This window comes from Streptomyces sp. NBC_01381 (genome assembly GCF_026340305.1).
GTDB lineage: Bacteria > Actinomycetota > Actinomycetes > Streptomycetales > Streptomycetaceae > Streptomyces.
On record NZ_JAPEPI010000001.1, the window covers coordinates 1,209,599 to 1,225,755 of the forward strand.

Genomic DNA, 16,157 nt, shown 5'->3' on the forward strand with positions numbered 1-16,157 from the left:
CTTCGACCACAGGGCAGGACGGAGATCGGCGGCAAAGGGATGCGTCCGTTACCGATCACGGACAATTCCGGGGGAGTTCGCGGACAACTCCCCGCGGGGAGGCGGCGAAATGGGGCGAGGGCGGCATCGTGGGGGGCGTGATGCGGTGGGATCACGCCGCCGGGAGGGCGGTGAAGGTGACCTCTTCGTGGTCGGCGTCCAGGGCGATGTTCAGGGAGGCGTTCATCGCGGTGGCCACGCGGCGCAGGAGAGGCAGGGTGGGGACCGCGTCCGCGCCTTCGATGCGGGAGATTTTGGCTTGGGTGAGGCCTGCGCGCTCGGCGAGCTGGGTCTGCGAGAGCCCCAACTCCTTGCGGCGGTCGTACACGGCCTTGGCGAATGCCATCGCGAGGCGGATCTCGGCGCGGTCGGCCTCGGCCTCGGGTGACTTGGTGTATCCCTCGCGGAGCTTTCGCTCGCGGGCCAGCGTCCAGCGTGTGTGGCTGCTCATTTCGCGTCTCCGTCCTCAGCTCGGTCATACGTCAGATGGGCCGGGCCGTGCTCGCTCTCGCACACCTTACGTATCCGCACCGCACGGTCGACCTGATCCTTCTCATGCATCCGGGTCTTGTGGAAGACCGTGAGGAGCACGATGCGGCGGTCCGGCGTGAACCAGTAGGTGATACGCGTGTCTTGTCCGTCCAGGGTCGGGCGGAGCTCGTACACCCCGTCGCGCAGCGGGCGCGCGAACGGCATGGGTGTGGACGCGCCCATGCCGGCGAGCAACTCCGCGTACTCCTCGACCTTGCGGTGATGCCGATCCGTGAGGAGTTCGAGCCAGACACGGACGTCCGGCTCCATCTCGATCGTGTACAAGGCGTCCATGCGGGGACCGTAATATGTTGTTGGCGACATGATAGCCGTTGTGGCTCAGCTTCGCCGGATCGAGTGACTGGGGCTGTTGTCGAAGAGTCCGGCGAGGAGTTCGGCTGCGCTGACAGTGGGGTCATGCCGGTGGCGCTCGGCCTCGATCGCGGCGAGTTTGTCTGCCGCTTGGTTGAAGGCATCCAGGTCCTCGATGGGCACCAGTGCGGCCACGCGCCTACCGTTGCGGGTCAGTACGGTCATCTCGCCGGCCTCGGCCTTGGCGACAAGCTCGGTGAGATGCGCACGGGCTTCGCGGACGGTGACGCTCTCGCTCATGCCGTAAAGGTACGCATGCGGCAGTGCGCACGTGCAGAGGGAACTGGACGGGACGACTGAGGGGCGGCACCTGTCGGGTGCCACCCCTCACTCATCAACGTACGGCCGAGAGCCCTAGGTCCTCGCCGGTTCCGCCTCCGGAGCCGCCGGCCCGGCTGCCGTACCGGGGGAGCCCGCGACGACCTGCTCGGGGGCGGCCGGCTCCGTGTTCAGTTCCACCAGCATCTGCTTGCTGAAGCCGAAGAAGTACGTGGCCAGGAAGCCCACCGCATAGCCGACCAGTAGGCCGCCGCCGTAGATCGCGACTGTCAGGCCCAGGCCCTTGTTGCCGTCGAGGAGGGGGAACAGCGCCCAGCCCGACGGGCCGATCGCCGTGGAGCCGACCTTTTCGCCGATCATCGAGAAGAAGCCGATGAACGCGCCGCCCGCCGCGCCGCCCACGCACGCCGTGATGAAGGGGCGGCCGAGGGGGAGCGAGACGCCGTAGATGAGGGGTTCGCCGACTCCCAGGAAGCCCGCGGGGAGCGCGGACTTGATCGTCGTACGGATCGATGTGTTGTGCCTCAGACGCTTGAACACCGCGATCGCGCAGCCGACCTGGCCCGCGCCCGCCATCGCCAGGATGGGGAGCAGGACCGTGTAGCCCTGCTGCTCGATCAGGGTGGTGTGGATGGGGATCAGCGCCTGGTGCAGGCCCAGCATCACCAGGGGGAGGAACAGGCCGCCCAGGACCAGGCCCGCGAACGCGCCCGTGTTGTCCAGGAGCCAGTTCGCCGCCGTGCCGATGCCCGTCGACACCTCGCCCGCCAGGAACATCAGGCCGAAGATCGTGACCAGGCCGGAGAGCAGGACCGTGATGGTGGGGGTGACGAGGACGTCCAGGGCCTCCGGGACCCAGTGCCTGCACCACTTCTCGATGTAGGTGGCGAGGACTGCCGCGCCGAGTGCGCCCAGCACGCCGCCCTGGCCCGGCGACAGCTTCTGGCCGAACGCCTCGATGTTCGCCACACCCGGGAAGACGATGATCGCCGCGACCGCGCCACCCAGGATCGGCGTACCGCCGAACTCCTTCGCCGTGTTGAAGCCGACGAAGACGGCGATCAGCGCCATGAAACCGGAGGCGATGGCCGCCAGCGCCGGGGTGATCGACGGCAGCCACTCCAGGTTGATCAGGAGGCCGTTGATGCCCGCGATGATGCCGCAGCCGATCAGGGCGGGGATGAGGGGTACGAAGATGTTCGCGATGCGGCGCAGGAAGAGTTTGAAGGGGGTTGCGTTTCTTGCCTTTCGGGCCTCCTTCAGCGCTGCTCCCTGGGCCGCCAACTCCTCTGCCGTGAGGGTTTGTTCAGGGGCGGGGGCGGGGGCTGCCGCGCTGTCCTCCTCCACCAGTGCCTCGAACTCCGGCGTCACACGCGCGACCGTCCCCGGTCCGAGCACGATCTGGTACGTGTCGTCCTCGACCACGCCCAGCACGGCGGGCAGCGCCTTCAGGGCCTCGTCGTCGACCAGCGAGCGGTCGGCGATGCTCAGGCGCAGGCGCGTCATGCAGTGGGCGATGGACGTGACGTTCCGGGCACCGCCGACGAGGGGGAGGATCGCGGCGGCTGTGGCGCGGTTCTTGTTCTCAGGTGCCATGGTGCGGGGTGCCTTGCTCTGTGCGGGGTGGCGCTGTTCGGGCAGCAGCGGGGGCGAAAGGGTCAGGTGGTGCGGGTTGTGCGCGCGGTGTCCAGGGCTGCCCTGAGGTGGCCGTCCGAGGACGAGAGCAGGTCCGCTGCCGTGGCGCCGTCGACTCCGCCGAGGATGGTGAGGATGGCGTTCTTCACCTCCCCGTCGGTGGCGGCGAGTGCGGCCTCGATCTCCTCGTCGGACGCGCCGGTGGCGAGCGAGACGATGCGGCGGGAGCGGGCCCGCAGCTTCTCGTTCGAGGCGCGTACGTCGACCATCAGGTTTCCGTAGGTCTTGCCGAGGCGGATCATCGTGATCGTCGACAGCATGTTGAGGACGAGCTTCTGGGCCGTGCCCGCTTTCAGGCGGGTGGAGCCGGTGAGCAGCTCCGGGCCGACCACCACTTCGATGCCGTGGTCGGCGGCCGCCGCGAGACCGCTGTCCGCGTTGCAGGAGAGCCCGATGGTGAGCGCGCCCCTGGCCCGCGCGTGCTCGACCGCGCCGATCGCGTACGGGGTGCGGCCCGACGCCGAGATGCCGACCACCACGTCGTCCGCGGTGAGGCCGAGCCCGTCCAGGTCCTCGGCGGCGAACTCCTTGCTGTCCTCCGCGCCCTCGACCGCCGTGACCATGGCGCTCGGGCCGCCCGCGATGAGGCCGACGACCTCGCTGGGCGCGGTGTTGAAGGTCGGCGGGCACTCGGAGGCGTCCAGCACGCCGAGCCGGCCCGCCGTCCCCGCGCCCGCGTAGATCAGCCGTCCGCCGCGGGCCATGCGCTCAGCGGTGCCGTCGATGGCGGCGGCGATCGCCGGGAGCTGCTCGGCGACGGCCGCGGGCACGGTGGCGTCCTCGCCGTTCATGATCTTCGCGATCTCCAGCGTGGGCAGCTGGTCGATCTCGGAGAGCTCGGGCCGGAACGCCTCGGTGGTCAGCGTGTCCAGCTGGGCGCGGAGCTCGCCGTAGTTCTCGTCGGTGGCGTCGGTCGTGGAAGTCATGGCGTGCGGCTCTTTCATACGCGGGCGGGGGTGGCGGGTCCGGTACGTGTGCGGGCGCAGCGGCTGCTGCGGGCTCAGCGGCTGCTGCCGCGAGGGCTGTGGCGGTGGGCGAGCGCTTCGTAGGAGGCGGCGAGCGCGGGGGCCGCCGTCTCGTACGTCCGCTGGGCGACGCCCACGAACAGGCAGTCCACGACGAGCAGCTGGCTCGTGCGGGACGACATCGCGGCGGGCCGCAGCTCGCTCTCGCGCGCGGTGGAGGTGGTCAGTATGTGATCCGCGTACTGCGAGACGGGGCTGCCGGGGCGTCCGGTGATGGCGATGGTCGTGGCACCCCGCTCGAAGGCGACCCGCAGCGGCTCGATGACGTCGCCCGTCGACCCGGAGTGCGTGATCGCGATGGCCACGTCCTTGGCCCGCAGGGTGACGGCGTTGGTGACCGCGAGGTGCGGGTCGGAGTGCGCGTGGGCGATGTGGCCGATGCGCAGCAGCTTCTGCGCGAGGTCCTGGGCGACGAGCCCGGAGGCGGCGACGCCGTAGATCTCCGCGCGCGGGGCGCTGGCGAGGGCGGCGACGGCGGCGCCGAGCTGCACGGTGTCGAGCCCGGCCGCGGTGTCGGCGAGGGTCTGCTGCTCGTCGTAGGCGAGCTTGGCCACGACGTCCGCGATGGGGTCGTCGACGGCGATGTCCGCGGTGACGGCGGGCGCGCGGCCCGACTGCTGCTGGGCGGCGAGTCCGGCGAGGGCCAGGCGGAGGTCGCGGTAGCCGGGGTAGCCGAGCAGGCGGGAGGTGCGGACCACCGTCGCCTCGCTGGTGCCGGTGAGCTCGGCGAGGCCGGTGACCGTGAGGGCCGCGCAGCCTGCCGGGTCGCCGGCGACGGCTTCGGCGACCCGCTGCATGGAGCGGGTCATGGACGGCGCGAGGGTCCGCACCTTGGCCGCGAGGGCGGCCGGGGCGGGGGGCGCCGCGCCCGCGAAAATTTCCTTCACATCATTGGTCACACTTGAAAGATATTTTCGGAGCGGGGAAGGGTCAAGACCCCCTTGGTCCCGATCTCGGACGGGCCTCCGGCAGGTTGCGCATGGGGTGGACAATGGCTGCATGGACGCGATCGACCCCCTGGAGCAGGCGCTGCACGCCGCCCGCGCACTTGTCATCGCCGACCTCGTGGCCCGCGAGGTCGCGGAGGCGGAGGTCGTTTCGCTGGTCGAGGAGGCGGTGGCGCACCGCCGCTGGTGGGTCGAGCAGTGGCCGGACGGCATCGAGTACGTCGCGGGGCTCGTCGCCCAGGACGTACAGGACGCACTCCTTGAGCGCTACGGCCGCTGGCCGCTGTGCCCGGTCTGCGGCTCGGGCGATCCGCACGCGCTGGACGTGGAGCCGGAGTTGGGCCCCGACCCGCACTGGGTGTGCGGCAAGGCGGGCGTCGTCGTGGCCCGGGTGGGCGGCCTGACGGGGACGGGCCCGACGTGACGGTCTACATCGACCCGCCGACCTGGCCGGGCCATGGCCGCATGTGGTCGCACCTGGTCAGCGACGTCTCGTACGAGGAACTGCACACGTTCGCGGAGGCCATCGGCGCCCCTCGCCGCGCCTTCGAGCGCGACCACTACGACGTGCCGTCGGAGCGGTACGAGGACGCGGTGCGCGCGGGGGCCGTGCAGATCGGCTCGAAGGAACTGGTGCGGCGGCTCACGGCGGCGGGGCTGCGCAGGCCCAAAGGCAGACCCGCGTAAGGCGGTTCGAGCCTAGGGTGGGCCGCATGATCACCGTTCATCTGAAGTACGAGATCGATCCCGACCGCATCGACGACTTCGAGGAGTACGGCCGCCGCTGGGTCACCCTGGTCAACCGCTTCGGCGGCGACCACCACGGCTACTTCCTGCCGAGCGAGGGCGACAGCGACATCGCGTACGCCCTCTTCTCCTTCCCGGGCTTCGCCGAGTACGAGCGGTACCGCACCGACAGCGCGAGCGACCCCGAGTGCCAGGAGGCCATCGAGCTTGCGCGCCGGACGGGGTGCATCCGCCGCTATGAGCGGCGGTTCCTGCGGCCTCTGGAGTGAGGGCTTCTAGCGGGCGGCTTCGGCGTCGGCCCCCGCTTGCGTGCTGTCGGCCGAGAAGGCCGTGACCACGCGGCTCGGAGTCCTGCGGTGCAGCCGCAGCGAGAGGGTGACGGCCCCGATCGCCACCGCCGTCATCGCGGCGCCCGCCCAGGCCGTCGACGCGTACCCGAAGTCCAGGTCGATGACCGTGCCGCCGAGCCAGGGCCCGCCCGTGTTGCCGAGGTTGAACGCGGCCGTCGTGGTCGCGCCCGCGAGGGTGGGGGCGGCGCCCGCCACGTTGAACATCCGGGCGTTGAGGGCCGGGGCGGTGTAGAAGGCGGAGACGCCCAGGAGGAAGGAGAGGGTGACGGCGACGGCCGCCGTGCCCGAGAAGAGGGCGAGGGTGACGAGGAAGACGGTGGACGCCGCGATGCCGCTGAGCAGGACGCCGAAGAGGTGCGCGTCGGCGATGCGGCCGCCGATCCAGGTGCCGATGAGCGCGCCGGCCCCGAAGAGGCCGAGGACGGTCGGCACCCAGCTCTCGTCGAGCCCGGCGACGTCCGTCAGGAGCGGCGAGAGATACGAGAACGCGCAGAAGACGCCGCCCGCGGCGAGCGCGGTGATCGCGATGGAGAGCCAGACCTGCCGGTCCCGGTAGATGGAGAGTTCCTTCTTCAGCTCGGGCTTCTCGTCCGGGAGCGGGATGCGCGGGATGAGGGTGAGTACGCCGACGAGTGCGATGGCGGAGGCGACGCCGACCGCCCAGAAGGCCGAACGCCAGCCGAAGTTGTCACCGAGGAAGGCGCCGGCGGGGACCCCGAGGACGTTGGCGATGCTGAGTCCCCCGATCATCACGGCCATGGCGCGGGCCCGCTGATTGACGGGGACCATCGCGATGGCGACGGCGGCGCCGACCGCCCAGAACCCCGCGCAGGCGAGGGCGCTGATCACCCGGGACGCGAAGAGGATCTCGTACGTGGGAGCGAGGGCCCCTGCCACCTGGCCGAGGCCGAAGACCGTGATGAGCGTGATCAGTGTCGTGCGGCGGGGCAGCCGCAGGGTTGCCACGGCGAGGAGCGGGGCGCCGATGACCATGCCGATGGCGAAGGCGGAGATGAGGAGGCCGGCGCGGGGGATGGAGACACCCATGTCGTCCGCGATGGGCGGCAGCAGCCCCGAGAGCATGAACTCGCTCGTGCCGAGGGCGAAGACGGCGAGCCCGAGGATGTAGACGGCCACGGGCATGGCCTTTGGGGCAGGGGTCGGCATAACAGGGGTGAACGCTGGGGTGGGGCATTACATTCCCCGGCGGGGGTGGGGGTGGGCTTGTGTTCCGGGTGCGGGCCGGTCCCGGACTGGGCCGCCGCTCCGCGGCGGATCTTTCCCGCCCACCCACCCGATTGCCCCGGGTTCGCTTCGGGGTAATCGGGTGGGTGAGCGGGAAAGGCAGGAACCGTTACCCGCGACGGACGTAAGCCCGGTTCTCCTCCCGGTCGGAGACGCGGACGTATCCCGACCGCGTCACCACCCCCTGCGAAGCCGCGTTGCCGGGCTCGATCACGGCAAGGAGAGCGGACACCCCGGGACGGGCCAGCGCCCACGCGGAGAGGGAATCAAGCGCCTCGGAAGCGTAGCCGCAACCCCTCGCGGCGACCGCCAGGTCGTAGCCGACCTCCACGACCCCCTCCTCGTCCGGCGGCCCGTGGAACCCCATCCCGCCGACGGCGACCTCGTCCGCCACGCGGACCAGCGCGAACATCCCCCACTCGGGCCGGTGCACCCCGGATCCGTACGCCTTCGTCACCATCTCCGCCGCCGTCCGCGTCCCCTCGAACGGCCCGCTGTCGATCCAGTTCAGACCACCCGTGCCGCCCACGGCGAGATCCGCGGCCGCCGCGGGCCTGACCTCCCGCAGGGCGATCCGTCCGGCGGGAATCTCAAGGGAGTTGTGCCAGCGCCACCCGTCGAGGCGGGTCCGCCCCGGCAGCGTGCCGCGCCCCGTGGCCCAGAGCAGCGTCGGCCACTGCTCCTCCGGCCGGGACGCGGGCGTGACCTGCGGGAAGATCCAGGCGAGCACGGCTTCGCACAGCTCGGCGGGCGGCTCCGCGTCGATGCCGAGCGCCCGCGCGATGTCGTACGTGTGGAGCAGGACCTCCGCGACGCCCATCGCCGCGAAGCCCGTCGCGTCGGCCTTGCCGGAGGGGTACGGGTGGAAGGCCCGCACGCCGGGCGGCGTCGTCCGGATGACCGCCGAGAGCAGCCCGCCGGTCGCCTCGATGACGCTGATCGCGTCGGCGGGGCCCGAACCCTCGTCGAGGGAGATGTCGAAGGGGACGTACGCATCGGTCGCGCGGCCCGTCAACTGCCCCGCGTACGCGACGAGATCGCCCGCGATGTGCTCGGCGGTCTGCAGGCAACTCCACTCCAGGCCACCGGCCTTGACGCTCCAGTCGAGCCCCGCCGCCGCACGCAGCACCCGCGCCGCGTGCGCCACGGCCTCGTCCACCTGATCCCCGCCCATGAAAAGCATGCGCCGAGCGTACGGGAGCGTCAGGGACTGAGCAGGTCGATTTCTGTGGCGAGGTTCGCGCGCGCCGGACCCTCCCACTCCTTCGCCCCGTGCGGCGTACGGAACAGCCGTGGCAGGGCGAGGAGTTGGCGAAGCACCGCCGCGCGGCCCTCGCGGAAGGCGTCGTCGGGGACGAAGGCGTACTCCTCGCGCACGGCGGCGGCGTACGCGGCGTACGCGTCCGGGGCGGCGGCCAGGATCGCCAGGTCGGCGTCGCAGAGCGTCTCGCCGTTCAGATCCCCGTCGGCCGGGTCGTGGCTGACAGTGAGCCGGACGAGCCGGGCCACTTCGGCGACCGACCGCTCGCTCAACCCGGCCTCCACCAGGGCGCGTTCGGCGAGGCGGGCCGAGCGTTCCTCGTTGGTCGAGCGCTCGGGCAGATACACCGCGTCGTGGAACCAGGCGGCGAGCCGCACCAGTTCGGGGTCGTCCGCGTGCTCTTCGAGTACGTCGATGTGGTCGAGAACCGCCGACAGGTGGGCGGTGGTGTGGTACCGCCGCTGCGGCTCGGACCAGCGGGCGAGGAGGTTGTCGGCGTACTTGTACGGGTCGTAGACGCACTCGTCCGTGTCCCGCGCCCGCAGCAGCGTCGTGAGCCAGCGCCCGCGCAGCTCGTCGTTCTTGTCGTCGGCCATGGGGCGACCCTAACTCTTGAGTACCCCTAGGGGGTATGTTAATTTCCCAGCGCTAGATACCCCTCGGGGGTATTCGGACTCTTAGGAGGGGACCGTCATGTCAACCGCCAATCCCAAGCGCTGGTGGGCGCTCTTCGTGCTCGCCACCGCCCAGTTCATGGTGATCATGGACACCTCGATCATCGGGGTCGCGCTCCCCGAGATGCAGCAGGATCTGGGCTTCTCGCAGGGTGAGCTTCAGTGGGTCTTCAACGCGTACGTCATCGCCTTCGGCGGGCTGCTGCTGCTCGGCGGACGCCTCTCCGACCTGCTCGGGGCGCGCAAGGTCTTCGTGTCGGGGTGGCTGGTCCTCATCGCGGGGTCCGTTCTCGCGGCCGCCGCGCAGACCGCCACCGTCGAGGTCGTCGGGCGCGCCGTGCAGGGCGTCGGCGGCGCGCTGATCGCACCCGCCGCGATGACCCTCCTGATGATGCTCTTCGGGCACGACCCGAAGGAGCTCGGCAAGGCGATGGCCCTCTACGGAGCGGCGGCCCCCGCGGGCGGCACCGCCGGAGTCTTCCTCGGCGGTGTCTTCACGGAGTGGCTGAGTTGGCCCTGGGTGTTCATCATCTACGTGCCGATCGGCGTCGCGACCCTCGCGGCGACCCGTCTGCTGCCCGCCGTCGAGGGCAAGCGCGGCTCGGTCGACATCCTCGGCGCGGTCTCCGTCACGGCCGGCCTCGCGCTCGCCGTCTTCGCGGTCGTACGGGCGCCGGAGGCGGGCTGGGGCACGACCTCCACGGTCCTCCAACTGGTCGGCTCCGTGGCCCTGTTGGCGCTGTTCCTCGTCATCCAGAAGTCGGTGCGCGAGCCGCTGATGCCGCTCAAGGTGTGGCGCATCCCGCGGCTCGGTTCCGCCAACCTGGCGATGACGCTGCTCGGCGCGGCGTGGATCCCGATGTGGTACTTCCTCAACCTCTACCTCCAGCAGGTCATGGGGTACGGGGCGTTCGCGTCGGGCGCGGCTCTGCTGCCGATGACGGGGCTCCTGATGGTCTTCATGACGGCCATCACGGCGCGGCTGCTCGGCCGCTTCGGGGCCAAGTCGCTGATCGGTACGGGTCTGTTGGTGCTCGCGCTCGGCCTGGTGTGGCTGGCGCAGGTCGGCCCGACCGGCTCGTTCGTGATCGATGTGCTTCCGGCCTCGCTGGTGGCGGCGCTCGGCATGTCCCTCGCGTACATCCCGGCGATGATGGCCGCGATGTCCGGCGCCCCGCAGGAGCAGGCGGGCCTGGCCTCGGGCATCGTCAACACCACATACCAGGTGGGCTCCGCGCTTGGCCTCGCGGCGCTCACCGCTCTCGCGACGTCGCAGGGGGCGGGGGAGCTGGGGAGCCTGCCGGCGCTGACGGACGGGTTCAGCGCGGCGTTCACCGGTGCGGCGGCCGTGGCTGCGGTCGGGGGCGCCGTCACGCTTCTGGTGATGCGGGGAGAGTCGGTGGCCGCGAAGGAGAACGTGAACGCTTAGTGGGGTGACCGTCTGTCGTCGGCTTCGCCGTACTCGTCCTCAATCGCCGGACGGGCTGGATACTTCCGGCCCGTCCGGCGTTATGTGCGGCGTCAGGAATCCTGCGGCGTAGTCCGTTGCCGCACGTCGCCGTACACGCTTGGCTAGCGACATGACCACCACTCCGAACCGTGACGAGACCTACGAACCCGAGCGACCGGGACGCCTCCTGCGCACCGAACGCGACGTACTCATCCCGCTTTTGAGGAAGGCCGACGACTCCGCCTACGCGATCCGGACCTGCTGTCCCGGCTGGACGGTGCGGCACGTTCTGGCGCACTGCAGCTCGGCGCTGATGCGCGTCGTCGAGAAGCGTTTCGAGGAGGGCGTCTACAGCCCGGAGAGCAATGAACGTGACATCGCCGAGCGCGCCGACTGGTCCAACTCCCGCATCGTGGACGAGTTGGAGCGCGGCATGACGGAGGCAGGCGCGGTCATGGTCGGGTTCAAGGGGCGCCTCGACGGCGTGTCACTGGGGGAGTGGGTGCACGCGGGGGATGTGCGCGCGGCCTGGGGCCTGCCCGGCGCGTACGGGGGCGACGGCCTCGCGGACGCGCTGCCGCTGCTCGCGGAGCACAGCAGGAGGACGTCTGCGCTGCCGCTGCACGCGGACGTCGACGGCTGGGACGAGCCGCTGGTCCTGGGAGTCCCCGACGGCAAGCGCCCGCCGGCCCGCTACATCGGCGACGCCCCGACCCTCATCAGGCTGTACACGGGCCGCCCTTTGACGGGAACCCGCTACGAACTGGCGGGCGCGAAGGAGACAGAGCTGCCGATCTTCGACTGAGGGCAGCGGGACATGCGAAAGCCCCCGCGCCCCAAAGGGGCGCGGGGCTGAATCGATATGCGGCTCCGCCGCGTGGGCGCGACCAGCCACAACGAACCCGCAGCGACCCACAACCCCGCCCTACGCTCAGTGCGCGTGCCCCGAGTCCCCCGACTCGGCAGTCTCCCCACCCCCGGCGTCGGCCCCACCGGCGGAGCCCCCCGCATGGACGGTGAAGGCCGCCGTCCGGACCTTCCCCTCATGCTTGAAGTCGAGGAACAGCCGATAGGCCCCCGCACTGGGCGCCGTCGCCTGGAAGGACACGCCGGGCCCCGGCTTGGTGCGGCCATCACCCGGCTCGCCCGTCGGGTGGACATGGAGGTACGCGAGGTCCCCCGACCGCAGGGCGACCAGATGCCCGTACGAACCGAGGTACGGCTGGAGGTCGGTCACCGGCTTGCCGTTCTTCGACACGTTCAGGGTCAGGCCCGCCGACTTCCCCGGCTTCAACTCGCCCTTGAGGCCGACCTCGTAGCCGTCCACCGATGCCTTCGTGTTGTGGGCCGGCAGACCCGCGGGGGCGTACTTGCCCGCCACCGCCAGATCCGCCCCCAGCGTCAGGCCCTCCTTCGCGCCCTTGGGCTTGAAGTCGGCGAAGACGCGGTAGCCGCCCGCCTCGGGGAGCTCGACCGGCGTCGACCAGGTGCCGTCCGCCGCGCGGGACGGGTGCAGATGGCGGTAGGTGGTCAGGTCGCGTGAGGCGACGATGAGGTGCAGCTCCTTGTCGTGTTCCTTCTCGTACGCCGTGACGTTCTTGCCCGTGCTGCCCTTGCCGGTGCCGTCCTTGCCGCCGCCGTCCCTGACGATCGTGAACCGCAGCTGCTCGCGCTTCTCGGCGTCGACGCGGGCGGTCTTCAGGTCCAGCGTGTAGCCGCGCTCGGAGATCTGCAGGCCGCCGGGGACCTCGGCCGCGTGGCCCCCGCCCTGCTTCTCGCCCTTCTCGCCGGCGGCGGCCTCCTCACCTCCGCCGTGGCCGCCGTGCTCGCTCGCGGGCTTCTTCTGCGAGGTCACGGGGTCGACACCCTTGCCCACGCCGTACGCGGTGCCGAACGTCGCGGCGACCGCGGCGGCGAAGGCGGTGATCTTCAGTCCGGTGTTCATGGCGACTCCCGATGGATGACGTAAGCGGGTCGATGCGGGCCGATGTCTCGAAGATACCCCCTAGGGGTATGAAGTCAAGCGGTGGGTTCCTCTTGCGTTCGATACCCCCTAGGGGTATATATAGATCTCGTCAGCGGTACCCACCCCGGGTACCCCGCCCATCGAGGCCACGGGAGGCCCCCATGTCCGCGTACACCACCACCTACAAGGTCGACGGCGTCCACAGCGCCCACTGCAGGGGCGTCGTCAGCGACGTACTCGGCGCGCTCGACACGGTGACCGGCGTGCACATCCCCGCCGACGGCACCGGCCACGTCAGCGTCACCACCACCGCCGAGCCGGACGACGCCCGGATCGCGGAGACCGTCGAGGACGCCGGTTACGACTACGTCGGCCGCGTCTGACCCGCAGGGCCGCACCCCGCACCCAAGCCCGCCCACGTCACGAGGAGCCCGCAGCCATGTCCACCACTCCCGGCACCACCGAGGTGGCCTCAACCGCAGAGGTCGAACTCGCCATCGGTGGCATGACCTGCGCCTCGTGCGCCGCCCGGATCGAGAAGAAGCTCAACCGCATGGACGGCGTCGAGGCGACCGTCAACTACGCCACCGAGAAGGCCAAGGTCAGCTACAACGGCGAGGACATCGCCGTCCAGGACCTGATCGCGACCGTCGAGGCCACCGGCTACACCGCGCAGGAGCCCGCCCCGGCCCGTACGGAGCAGGGTCCGGTCGATGAAGAGCGGCAGGCCGACGAGGAACTGCGGCCGCTGCGCCAGCGGTTGACCGCCGCAGTCCTGCTCTCCGTACCCGTCATCGCGATGGCGATGGTCCCCGCCCTGCAGTTCGAGTATTGGCAGTGGCTCTCGCTGACCCTCGCGGCGCCGGTCGTGACGTACGCGGCATGGCCCTTCCACAAGGCCGCCTTCACCAACGCACGGCACGGCGCGGCCACCATGGACACCCTGATCTCGGTCGGGACGTCGGCGGCCTTCCTCTGGTCGCTGTGGGCGCTGTTCTTCGGTACGGCGGGCACGCCCGGCATGACGCACCCCTTCGAGCTGACCATCGCGCGGAGCGACGGCGCCGGGAACATCTACCTCGAAGCCGCCGCCGGCGTCACCGCCTTCATCCTCGCCGGGCGCTACTTCGAGGCCCGGTCGAAGCGGAAGGCCGGGGCCGCGCTGAAGGCGCTGCTGCAGCTGGGCGCCAAGGACGTCACCGTCATCCGTGACGGTGGGCGCGAAGAGACCATCCCTGTAAGTGACTTGAAGGTCGGCGACCGGTTCCTCGTCCGGCCCGGCGAGAAGATCGCCACCGACGGCAGGGTCGTCGAGGGTGCCTCCGCCGTGGACGCCTCCATGCTCACCGGCGAGTCCGTGCCCGTCGAGGTCGCCACCGGCGACGGCGTCACCGGCGCCACCCTGAACGTCGGCGGCCGGCTGGTCGTCGAGGCCACCCGCGTCGGCGCCGACACCCAGCTCGCCCGGATGGCCAAGCTCGTCGAGGACGCGCAGAACGGCAAGGCCGCCGCCCAGCGCCTCGCCGACAAGATCTCCGCCGTCTTCGTGCCGGTCGTCATCGCCCTGGCCATCGGCACCCTCGGCTTCTGGCTCGGCAATGGCTCCGGCCTGACCGCCGCCTTCACCGCGGCCGTCGCCGTACTGATCATCGCCTGCCCCTGCGCCCTGGGCCTCGCCACGCCGACCGCCCTCATGGTCGGCACCGGGCGCGGCGCCCAGCTCGGCATCCTGATCAAGGGCCCGGAGGTCCTGGAGACCACCCGCAAGGTCGACACGATCGTCCTGGACAAGACCGGCACCGTCACCACCGGCAAGATGACCCTGCTCGCCACGCACGCGGCGGACAACACCTCCGAGGACGAAGTCCTGCGCCTGGCAGGTGCGTTGGAGCACTCCTCGGAGCACCCCATCGCGCAGGCCGTCGCCACCGGTGCGGCCGAGAAGGTGGGCGCGCTGCCCACCCCCGAGGACTTCGCGAACGTCGCGGGACTCGGCGTCCAGGGCATCGTCGATGGCCACGCGGTCCTGGTCGGCCGCACCCAGCTCCTCGCCGAGTGGGCGATCCACCTGCCCATCGACCTTGAGCGGGCCAAGGCGGAGGCCGAGGCGGCGGGACGTACGGCCATCGCGGTCGCCTGGGACGGCGAGGCACGTGCGGTCCTGGAGGTCGCGGACGCGGTCAAGGAGTCGAGCCCCGAGGCGATCAAGCGGCTGCGTGCGCTCGGGCTCACCCCGATCCTCCTGACCGGCGACAACAAGGCCGTCGCGGCGTCGGTGGCCGCGGAGGTCGGCATCGCCCCCGATGACGTGATCGCCGAGGTCATGCCGCAGGACAAGGTCGACGTCGTCAAGCGCCTCCAGGCGGAGGGCCGCAGCGTCGCGATGGTCGGCGACGGCGTGAACGACGCGGCCGCGCTCGCCCAGGCCGACCTGGGCCTGGCGATGGGTACCGGCACGGACGCCGCGATCGAGGCGGGCGACCTGACGCTCGTACGGGGCGACCTGCGGGCGGCGGCCGACGCCATCCGCCTCTCGCGCCGCACCCTGGGCACGATCAAGTCCAACCTCTTCTGGGCCTTCGCCTACAACGTGGGCGCGCTGCCCCTGGCGGCCTCCGGCCTCCTGAACCCGATGATCGCGGGCGCCGCGATGGCCTTCTCCTCGGTCTTCGTGGTCGGCAACAGCCTGCGCCTGAGGGGGTTCAAGCCGCTGAGCTGAGTACCCGTCCTTAAGATCGCCCCGGTGCGCTTGGGTAGCGCCGGGGCGATCTGCGCGTAGGCTGGGGAATTGGACTAGACCTGTGTTCTACGTTCCTTTCCGCCCCCGAGGCGCCGGACCCGAAGGAAGACATCCATGAGCAAGCGTGCAGTCCTGGAGGTGATCGCCCTCGATGCCGAGGACGCCGTCGCCGCCCAGGCGGGAGGCGCCGACCGCCTCGAGCTGGTCACCGACATGGCCGCGGACGGCCTGACCCCGTCCCGCGAGACCTTTGCCGAGATCCGCGCCGCCGTGGACATCTCCCTGCGCGTGATGCTGCGCCTCGCGGACGGTTTCGCCGCGGGGGACTCCCGACAGCTCGACACTCTCGTACGCCGCGCCCGCGAGCTGCGGGAGGAGGGCGCCGACGAGTTCGTCCTCGGCTTCCTCGACGAGGCGGGCGGCCCCGACCTGGCCGCGGTCGAGAGGGTGGTCGGCGTCCTGGACGGCTGCCGCTGGACGTTCCACCGGGCCATCGACCGGGCCGCCGACCGCGACGCCCTGCGCAAGCAGCTCGCGGACCTGCCGGGGCTCGACACCTACCTCACGGCGGGTTCGGCGGCAGGCGTCGACGAGGGTCTGACCACACTCCTCACGGAGGCGGCACGGTCCGGGGAGCCCGGTTACGAGCAGCAGATCCTGGTCGGCGGCGGCCTCCGCCTCGACCACCTGCCGAGACTCAAGGCGGCCGGCGTCGACGCCTTCCACATCGGCGGCGCGTCCCGCCCCGACGGCTGGTCGGCACCGGTCTCCGCGGCGGCCGTCGCCCAGTGGCGGGCCGCGGTCGACGATTGATCGTTTCCCCTCCGGGCGCTACA

The 16,157-nt window shown here is 71.0% G+C and carries 18 protein-coding genes; 8 read left to right on the forward strand and 10 right to left on the reverse strand.

The annotated features are described in order from the left end of the window. Window positions 1–151: 151 nt before the first annotated feature. The 6 genes from OG453_RS05875 to OG453_RS05900 form a co-directional block, all read right to left on the reverse strand. Window positions 152–490, reverse strand: a complete 339-nt coding sequence (locus OG453_RS05875) for a helix-turn-helix domain-containing protein (protein ID WP_266865146.1) — start codon at window positions 488–490, stop codon at window positions 152–154. After that, window positions 487–864 (reverse strand): type II toxin-antitoxin system RelE/ParE family toxin, encoded by a 378-nt coding sequence (locus OG453_RS05880; protein WP_266865148.1) that lies wholly within the window; start codon window positions 862–864, stop codon window positions 487–489. Before OG453_RS05880 ends, OG453_RS05875 begins: the two co-directional genes overlap by 4 nt. A 45-nt stretch (window positions 865–909) precedes the next feature. After that, window positions 910–1,182 (reverse strand): type II toxin-antitoxin system Phd/YefM family antitoxin, encoded by a 273-nt coding sequence (locus OG453_RS05885; protein ID WP_266865150.1) that lies wholly within the window; start codon window positions 1,180–1,182, stop codon window positions 910–912. Window positions 1,183–1,296: 114 nt separating this feature from the next. Continuing rightward, complete coding sequence (locus tag OG453_RS05890; protein WP_266865152.1) at window positions 1,297–2,817, reverse strand: PTS transporter subunit EIIC; 1,521 nt, start codon at window positions 2,815–2,817, stop codon at window positions 1,297–1,299. A 62-nt stretch (window positions 2,818–2,879) separates the two neighbouring features. Next, window positions 2,880–3,842, reverse strand: a complete 963-nt coding sequence (gene murQ / locus OG453_RS05895) for an N-acetylmuramic acid 6-phosphate etherase (RefSeq protein ID WP_266865154.1) — start codon at window positions 3,840–3,842, stop codon at window positions 2,880–2,882. A gap of 74 nt (window positions 3,843–3,916) precedes the next feature. Continuing rightward, window positions 3,917–4,840 (reverse strand): MurR/RpiR family transcriptional regulator, encoded by a 924-nt coding sequence (locus OG453_RS05900; protein ID WP_266865156.1) that lies wholly within the window; start codon window positions 4,838–4,840, stop codon window positions 3,917–3,919. 100 nt (window positions 4,841–4,940) lie between these two features. Between OG453_RS05900 and OG453_RS05905 the strand changes: the two genes are divergently transcribed. The 3 genes from OG453_RS05905 to OG453_RS05915 are packed head-to-tail and all read left to right on the forward strand — an operon-like array spanning window position 4,941 to window position 5,904. After that, a complete protein-coding gene (locus tag OG453_RS05905; RefSeq protein ID WP_266865158.1) occupies window positions 4,941–5,312 on the forward strand; it encodes a hypothetical protein in 372 nt (123 codons plus the stop codon). Then, on the forward strand, window positions 5,309–5,575 hold the full coding sequence (locus tag OG453_RS05910) for a DUF4031 domain-containing protein (RefSeq protein ID WP_266865160.1): 267 nt from the start codon (window positions 5,309–5,311) through the stop codon (window positions 5,573–5,575). The genes OG453_RS05905 and OG453_RS05910 overlap by 4 nt, the downstream gene beginning before the upstream one ends. Before the next feature lie 26 nt (window positions 5,576–5,601). Next, window positions 5,602–5,904 (forward strand): NIPSNAP family protein, encoded by a 303-nt coding sequence (locus tag OG453_RS05915; RefSeq protein WP_266865162.1) that lies wholly within the window; start codon window positions 5,602–5,604, stop codon window positions 5,902–5,904. A 6-nt stretch (window positions 5,905–5,910) separates the two neighbouring features. Here OG453_RS05915 and OG453_RS05920 read toward each other — a convergent pair whose 3' ends face one another. The 3 genes from OG453_RS05920 to OG453_RS05930 all read right to left on the reverse strand — a co-directional run bounded on the left by OG453_RS05920 (window position 5,911) and on the right by OG453_RS05930 (window position 9,087). Continuing rightward, window positions 5,911–7,128 carry a Cmx/CmrA family chloramphenicol efflux MFS transporter gene (locus tag OG453_RS05920; RefSeq protein WP_266865165.1) on the reverse strand — a complete coding sequence of 406 codons (1,218 nt, stop codon included), beginning with the start codon at window positions 7,126–7,128 and terminating at the stop codon, window positions 5,911–5,913. A gap of 211 nt (window positions 7,129–7,339) precedes the next feature. Further along, entirely contained in the window at window positions 7,340–8,413 is a 1,074-nt protein-coding gene (locus OG453_RS05925; protein WP_266865167.1) for a GNAT family N-acetyltransferase, read from the reverse strand. Window positions 8,414–8,433: 20 nt separating this feature from the next. Further along, a complete protein-coding gene (locus OG453_RS05930; protein ID WP_266865169.1) occupies window positions 8,434–9,087 on the reverse strand; it encodes a hypothetical protein in 654 nt (217 codons plus the stop codon). Window positions 9,088–9,184: 97 nt separating this feature from the next. Between OG453_RS05930 and OG453_RS05935 the strand changes: the two genes are divergently transcribed. Further along, entirely contained in the window at window positions 9,185–10,594 is a 1,410-nt protein-coding gene (locus OG453_RS05935; RefSeq protein WP_266865171.1) for an MFS transporter, read from the forward strand. A 151-nt stretch (window positions 10,595–10,745) separates the two neighbouring features. Continuing rightward, complete coding sequence (locus OG453_RS05940) at window positions 10,746–11,420, forward strand: maleylpyruvate isomerase family mycothiol-dependent enzyme (RefSeq protein ID WP_266865173.1); 675 nt, start codon at window positions 10,746–10,748, stop codon at window positions 11,418–11,420. Between the two features lie 126 nt (window positions 11,421–11,546). On the opposite strand, the gene OG453_RS05945 is transcribed toward OG453_RS05940, so the two are convergent. Next, window positions 11,547–12,560 carry a hypothetical protein gene (locus OG453_RS05945; RefSeq protein ID WP_266865175.1) on the reverse strand — a complete coding sequence of 338 codons (1,014 nt, stop codon included), beginning with the start codon at window positions 12,558–12,560 and terminating at the stop codon, window positions 11,547–11,549. 182 nt (window positions 12,561–12,742) lie between these two features. On the opposite strand from OG453_RS05945, the gene OG453_RS05950 reads away from it, so the two are divergent. The 3 genes from OG453_RS05950 (at window position 12,743) to OG453_RS05960 (ending at window position 16,134) form a co-directional block, all read left to right on the forward strand. Beyond that, the gene (locus tag OG453_RS05950; protein WP_266865177.1) at window positions 12,743–12,964 is read left to right on the forward strand and encodes a heavy-metal-associated domain-containing protein; all 222 of its coding nucleotides are present in this window, start codon (window positions 12,743–12,745) and stop codon (window positions 12,962–12,964) included. Between the two features lie 56 nt (window positions 12,965–13,020). After that, the gene (locus OG453_RS05955) at window positions 13,021–15,300 is read left to right on the forward strand and encodes a cation-translocating P-type ATPase (protein WP_266865179.1); all 2,280 of its coding nucleotides are present in this window, start codon (window positions 13,021–13,023) and stop codon (window positions 15,298–15,300) included. A gap of 135 nt (window positions 15,301–15,435) precedes the next feature. Beyond that, window positions 15,436–16,134: a copper homeostasis protein CutC gene (locus OG453_RS05960; RefSeq protein WP_266865181.1), complete on the forward strand. Its 699-nt coding sequence runs from the start codon at window positions 15,436–15,438 to the stop codon at window positions 16,132–16,134. Window positions 16,135–16,157: the final 23 nt, after the last annotated feature.

Bases quoted from the DNA above. Each gene is read 5' to 3' on its own strand.
- OG453_RS05875 (WP_266865146.1), bottom strand. From the start codon at position 490: ATGAGCAGCCACACACGCTGGACGCTGGCCCGCGAGCGAAAGCTCCGC.
- OG453_RS05880 (WP_266865148.1), bottom strand. From the start codon at position 864: ATGGACGCCTTGTACACGATCGAGATGGAGCCGGACGTCCGTGTCTGG.
- OG453_RS05885 (WP_266865150.1), bottom strand. From the start codon at position 1,182: ATGAGCGAGAGCGTCACCGTCCGCGAAGCCCGTGCGCATCTCACCGAG.
- OG453_RS05890 (WP_266865152.1), bottom strand. From the start codon at position 2,817: ATGGCACCTGAGAACAAGAACCGCGCCACAGCCGCCGCGATCCTCCCC.
- murQ (WP_266865154.1), bottom strand. From the start codon at position 3,842: ATGACTTCCACGACCGACGCCACCGACGAGAACTACGGCGAGCTCCGC.
- OG453_RS05905 (WP_266865158.1), top strand. From the start codon at position 4,941: ATGGACGCGATCGACCCCCTGGAGCAGGCGCTGCACGCCGCCCGCGCA.
- OG453_RS05915 (WP_266865162.1), top strand. From the start codon at position 5,602: ATGATCACCGTTCATCTGAAGTACGAGATCGATCCCGACCGCATCGAC.
- OG453_RS05920 (WP_266865165.1), bottom strand. From the start codon at position 7,128: ATGCCCGTGGCCGTCTACATCCTCGGGCTCGCCGTCTTCGCCCTCGGC.
- OG453_RS05925 (WP_266865167.1), bottom strand. From the start codon at position 8,413: ATGCTTTTCATGGGCGGGGATCAGGTGGACGAGGCCGTGGCGCACGCG.
- OG453_RS05930 (WP_266865169.1), bottom strand. From the start codon at position 9,087: ATGGCCGACGACAAGAACGACGAGCTGCGCGGGCGCTGGCTCACGACG.
- OG453_RS05935 (WP_266865171.1), top strand. From the start codon at position 9,185: ATGTCAACCGCCAATCCCAAGCGCTGGTGGGCGCTCTTCGTGCTCGCC.
- OG453_RS05940 (WP_266865173.1), top strand. From the start codon at position 10,746: ATGACCACCACTCCGAACCGTGACGAGACCTACGAACCCGAGCGACCG.
- OG453_RS05945 (WP_266865175.1), bottom strand. From the start codon at position 12,560: ATGAACACCGGACTGAAGATCACCGCCTTCGCCGCCGCGGTCGCCGCG.
- OG453_RS05950 (WP_266865177.1), top strand. From the start codon at position 12,743: ATGTCCGCGTACACCACCACCTACAAGGTCGACGGCGTCCACAGCGCC.
- OG453_RS05955 (WP_266865179.1), top strand. From the start codon at position 13,021: ATGTCCACCACTCCCGGCACCACCGAGGTGGCCTCAACCGCAGAGGTC.
- OG453_RS05960 (WP_266865181.1), top strand. From the start codon at position 15,436: ATGAGCAAGCGTGCAGTCCTGGAGGTGATCGCCCTCGATGCCGAGGAC.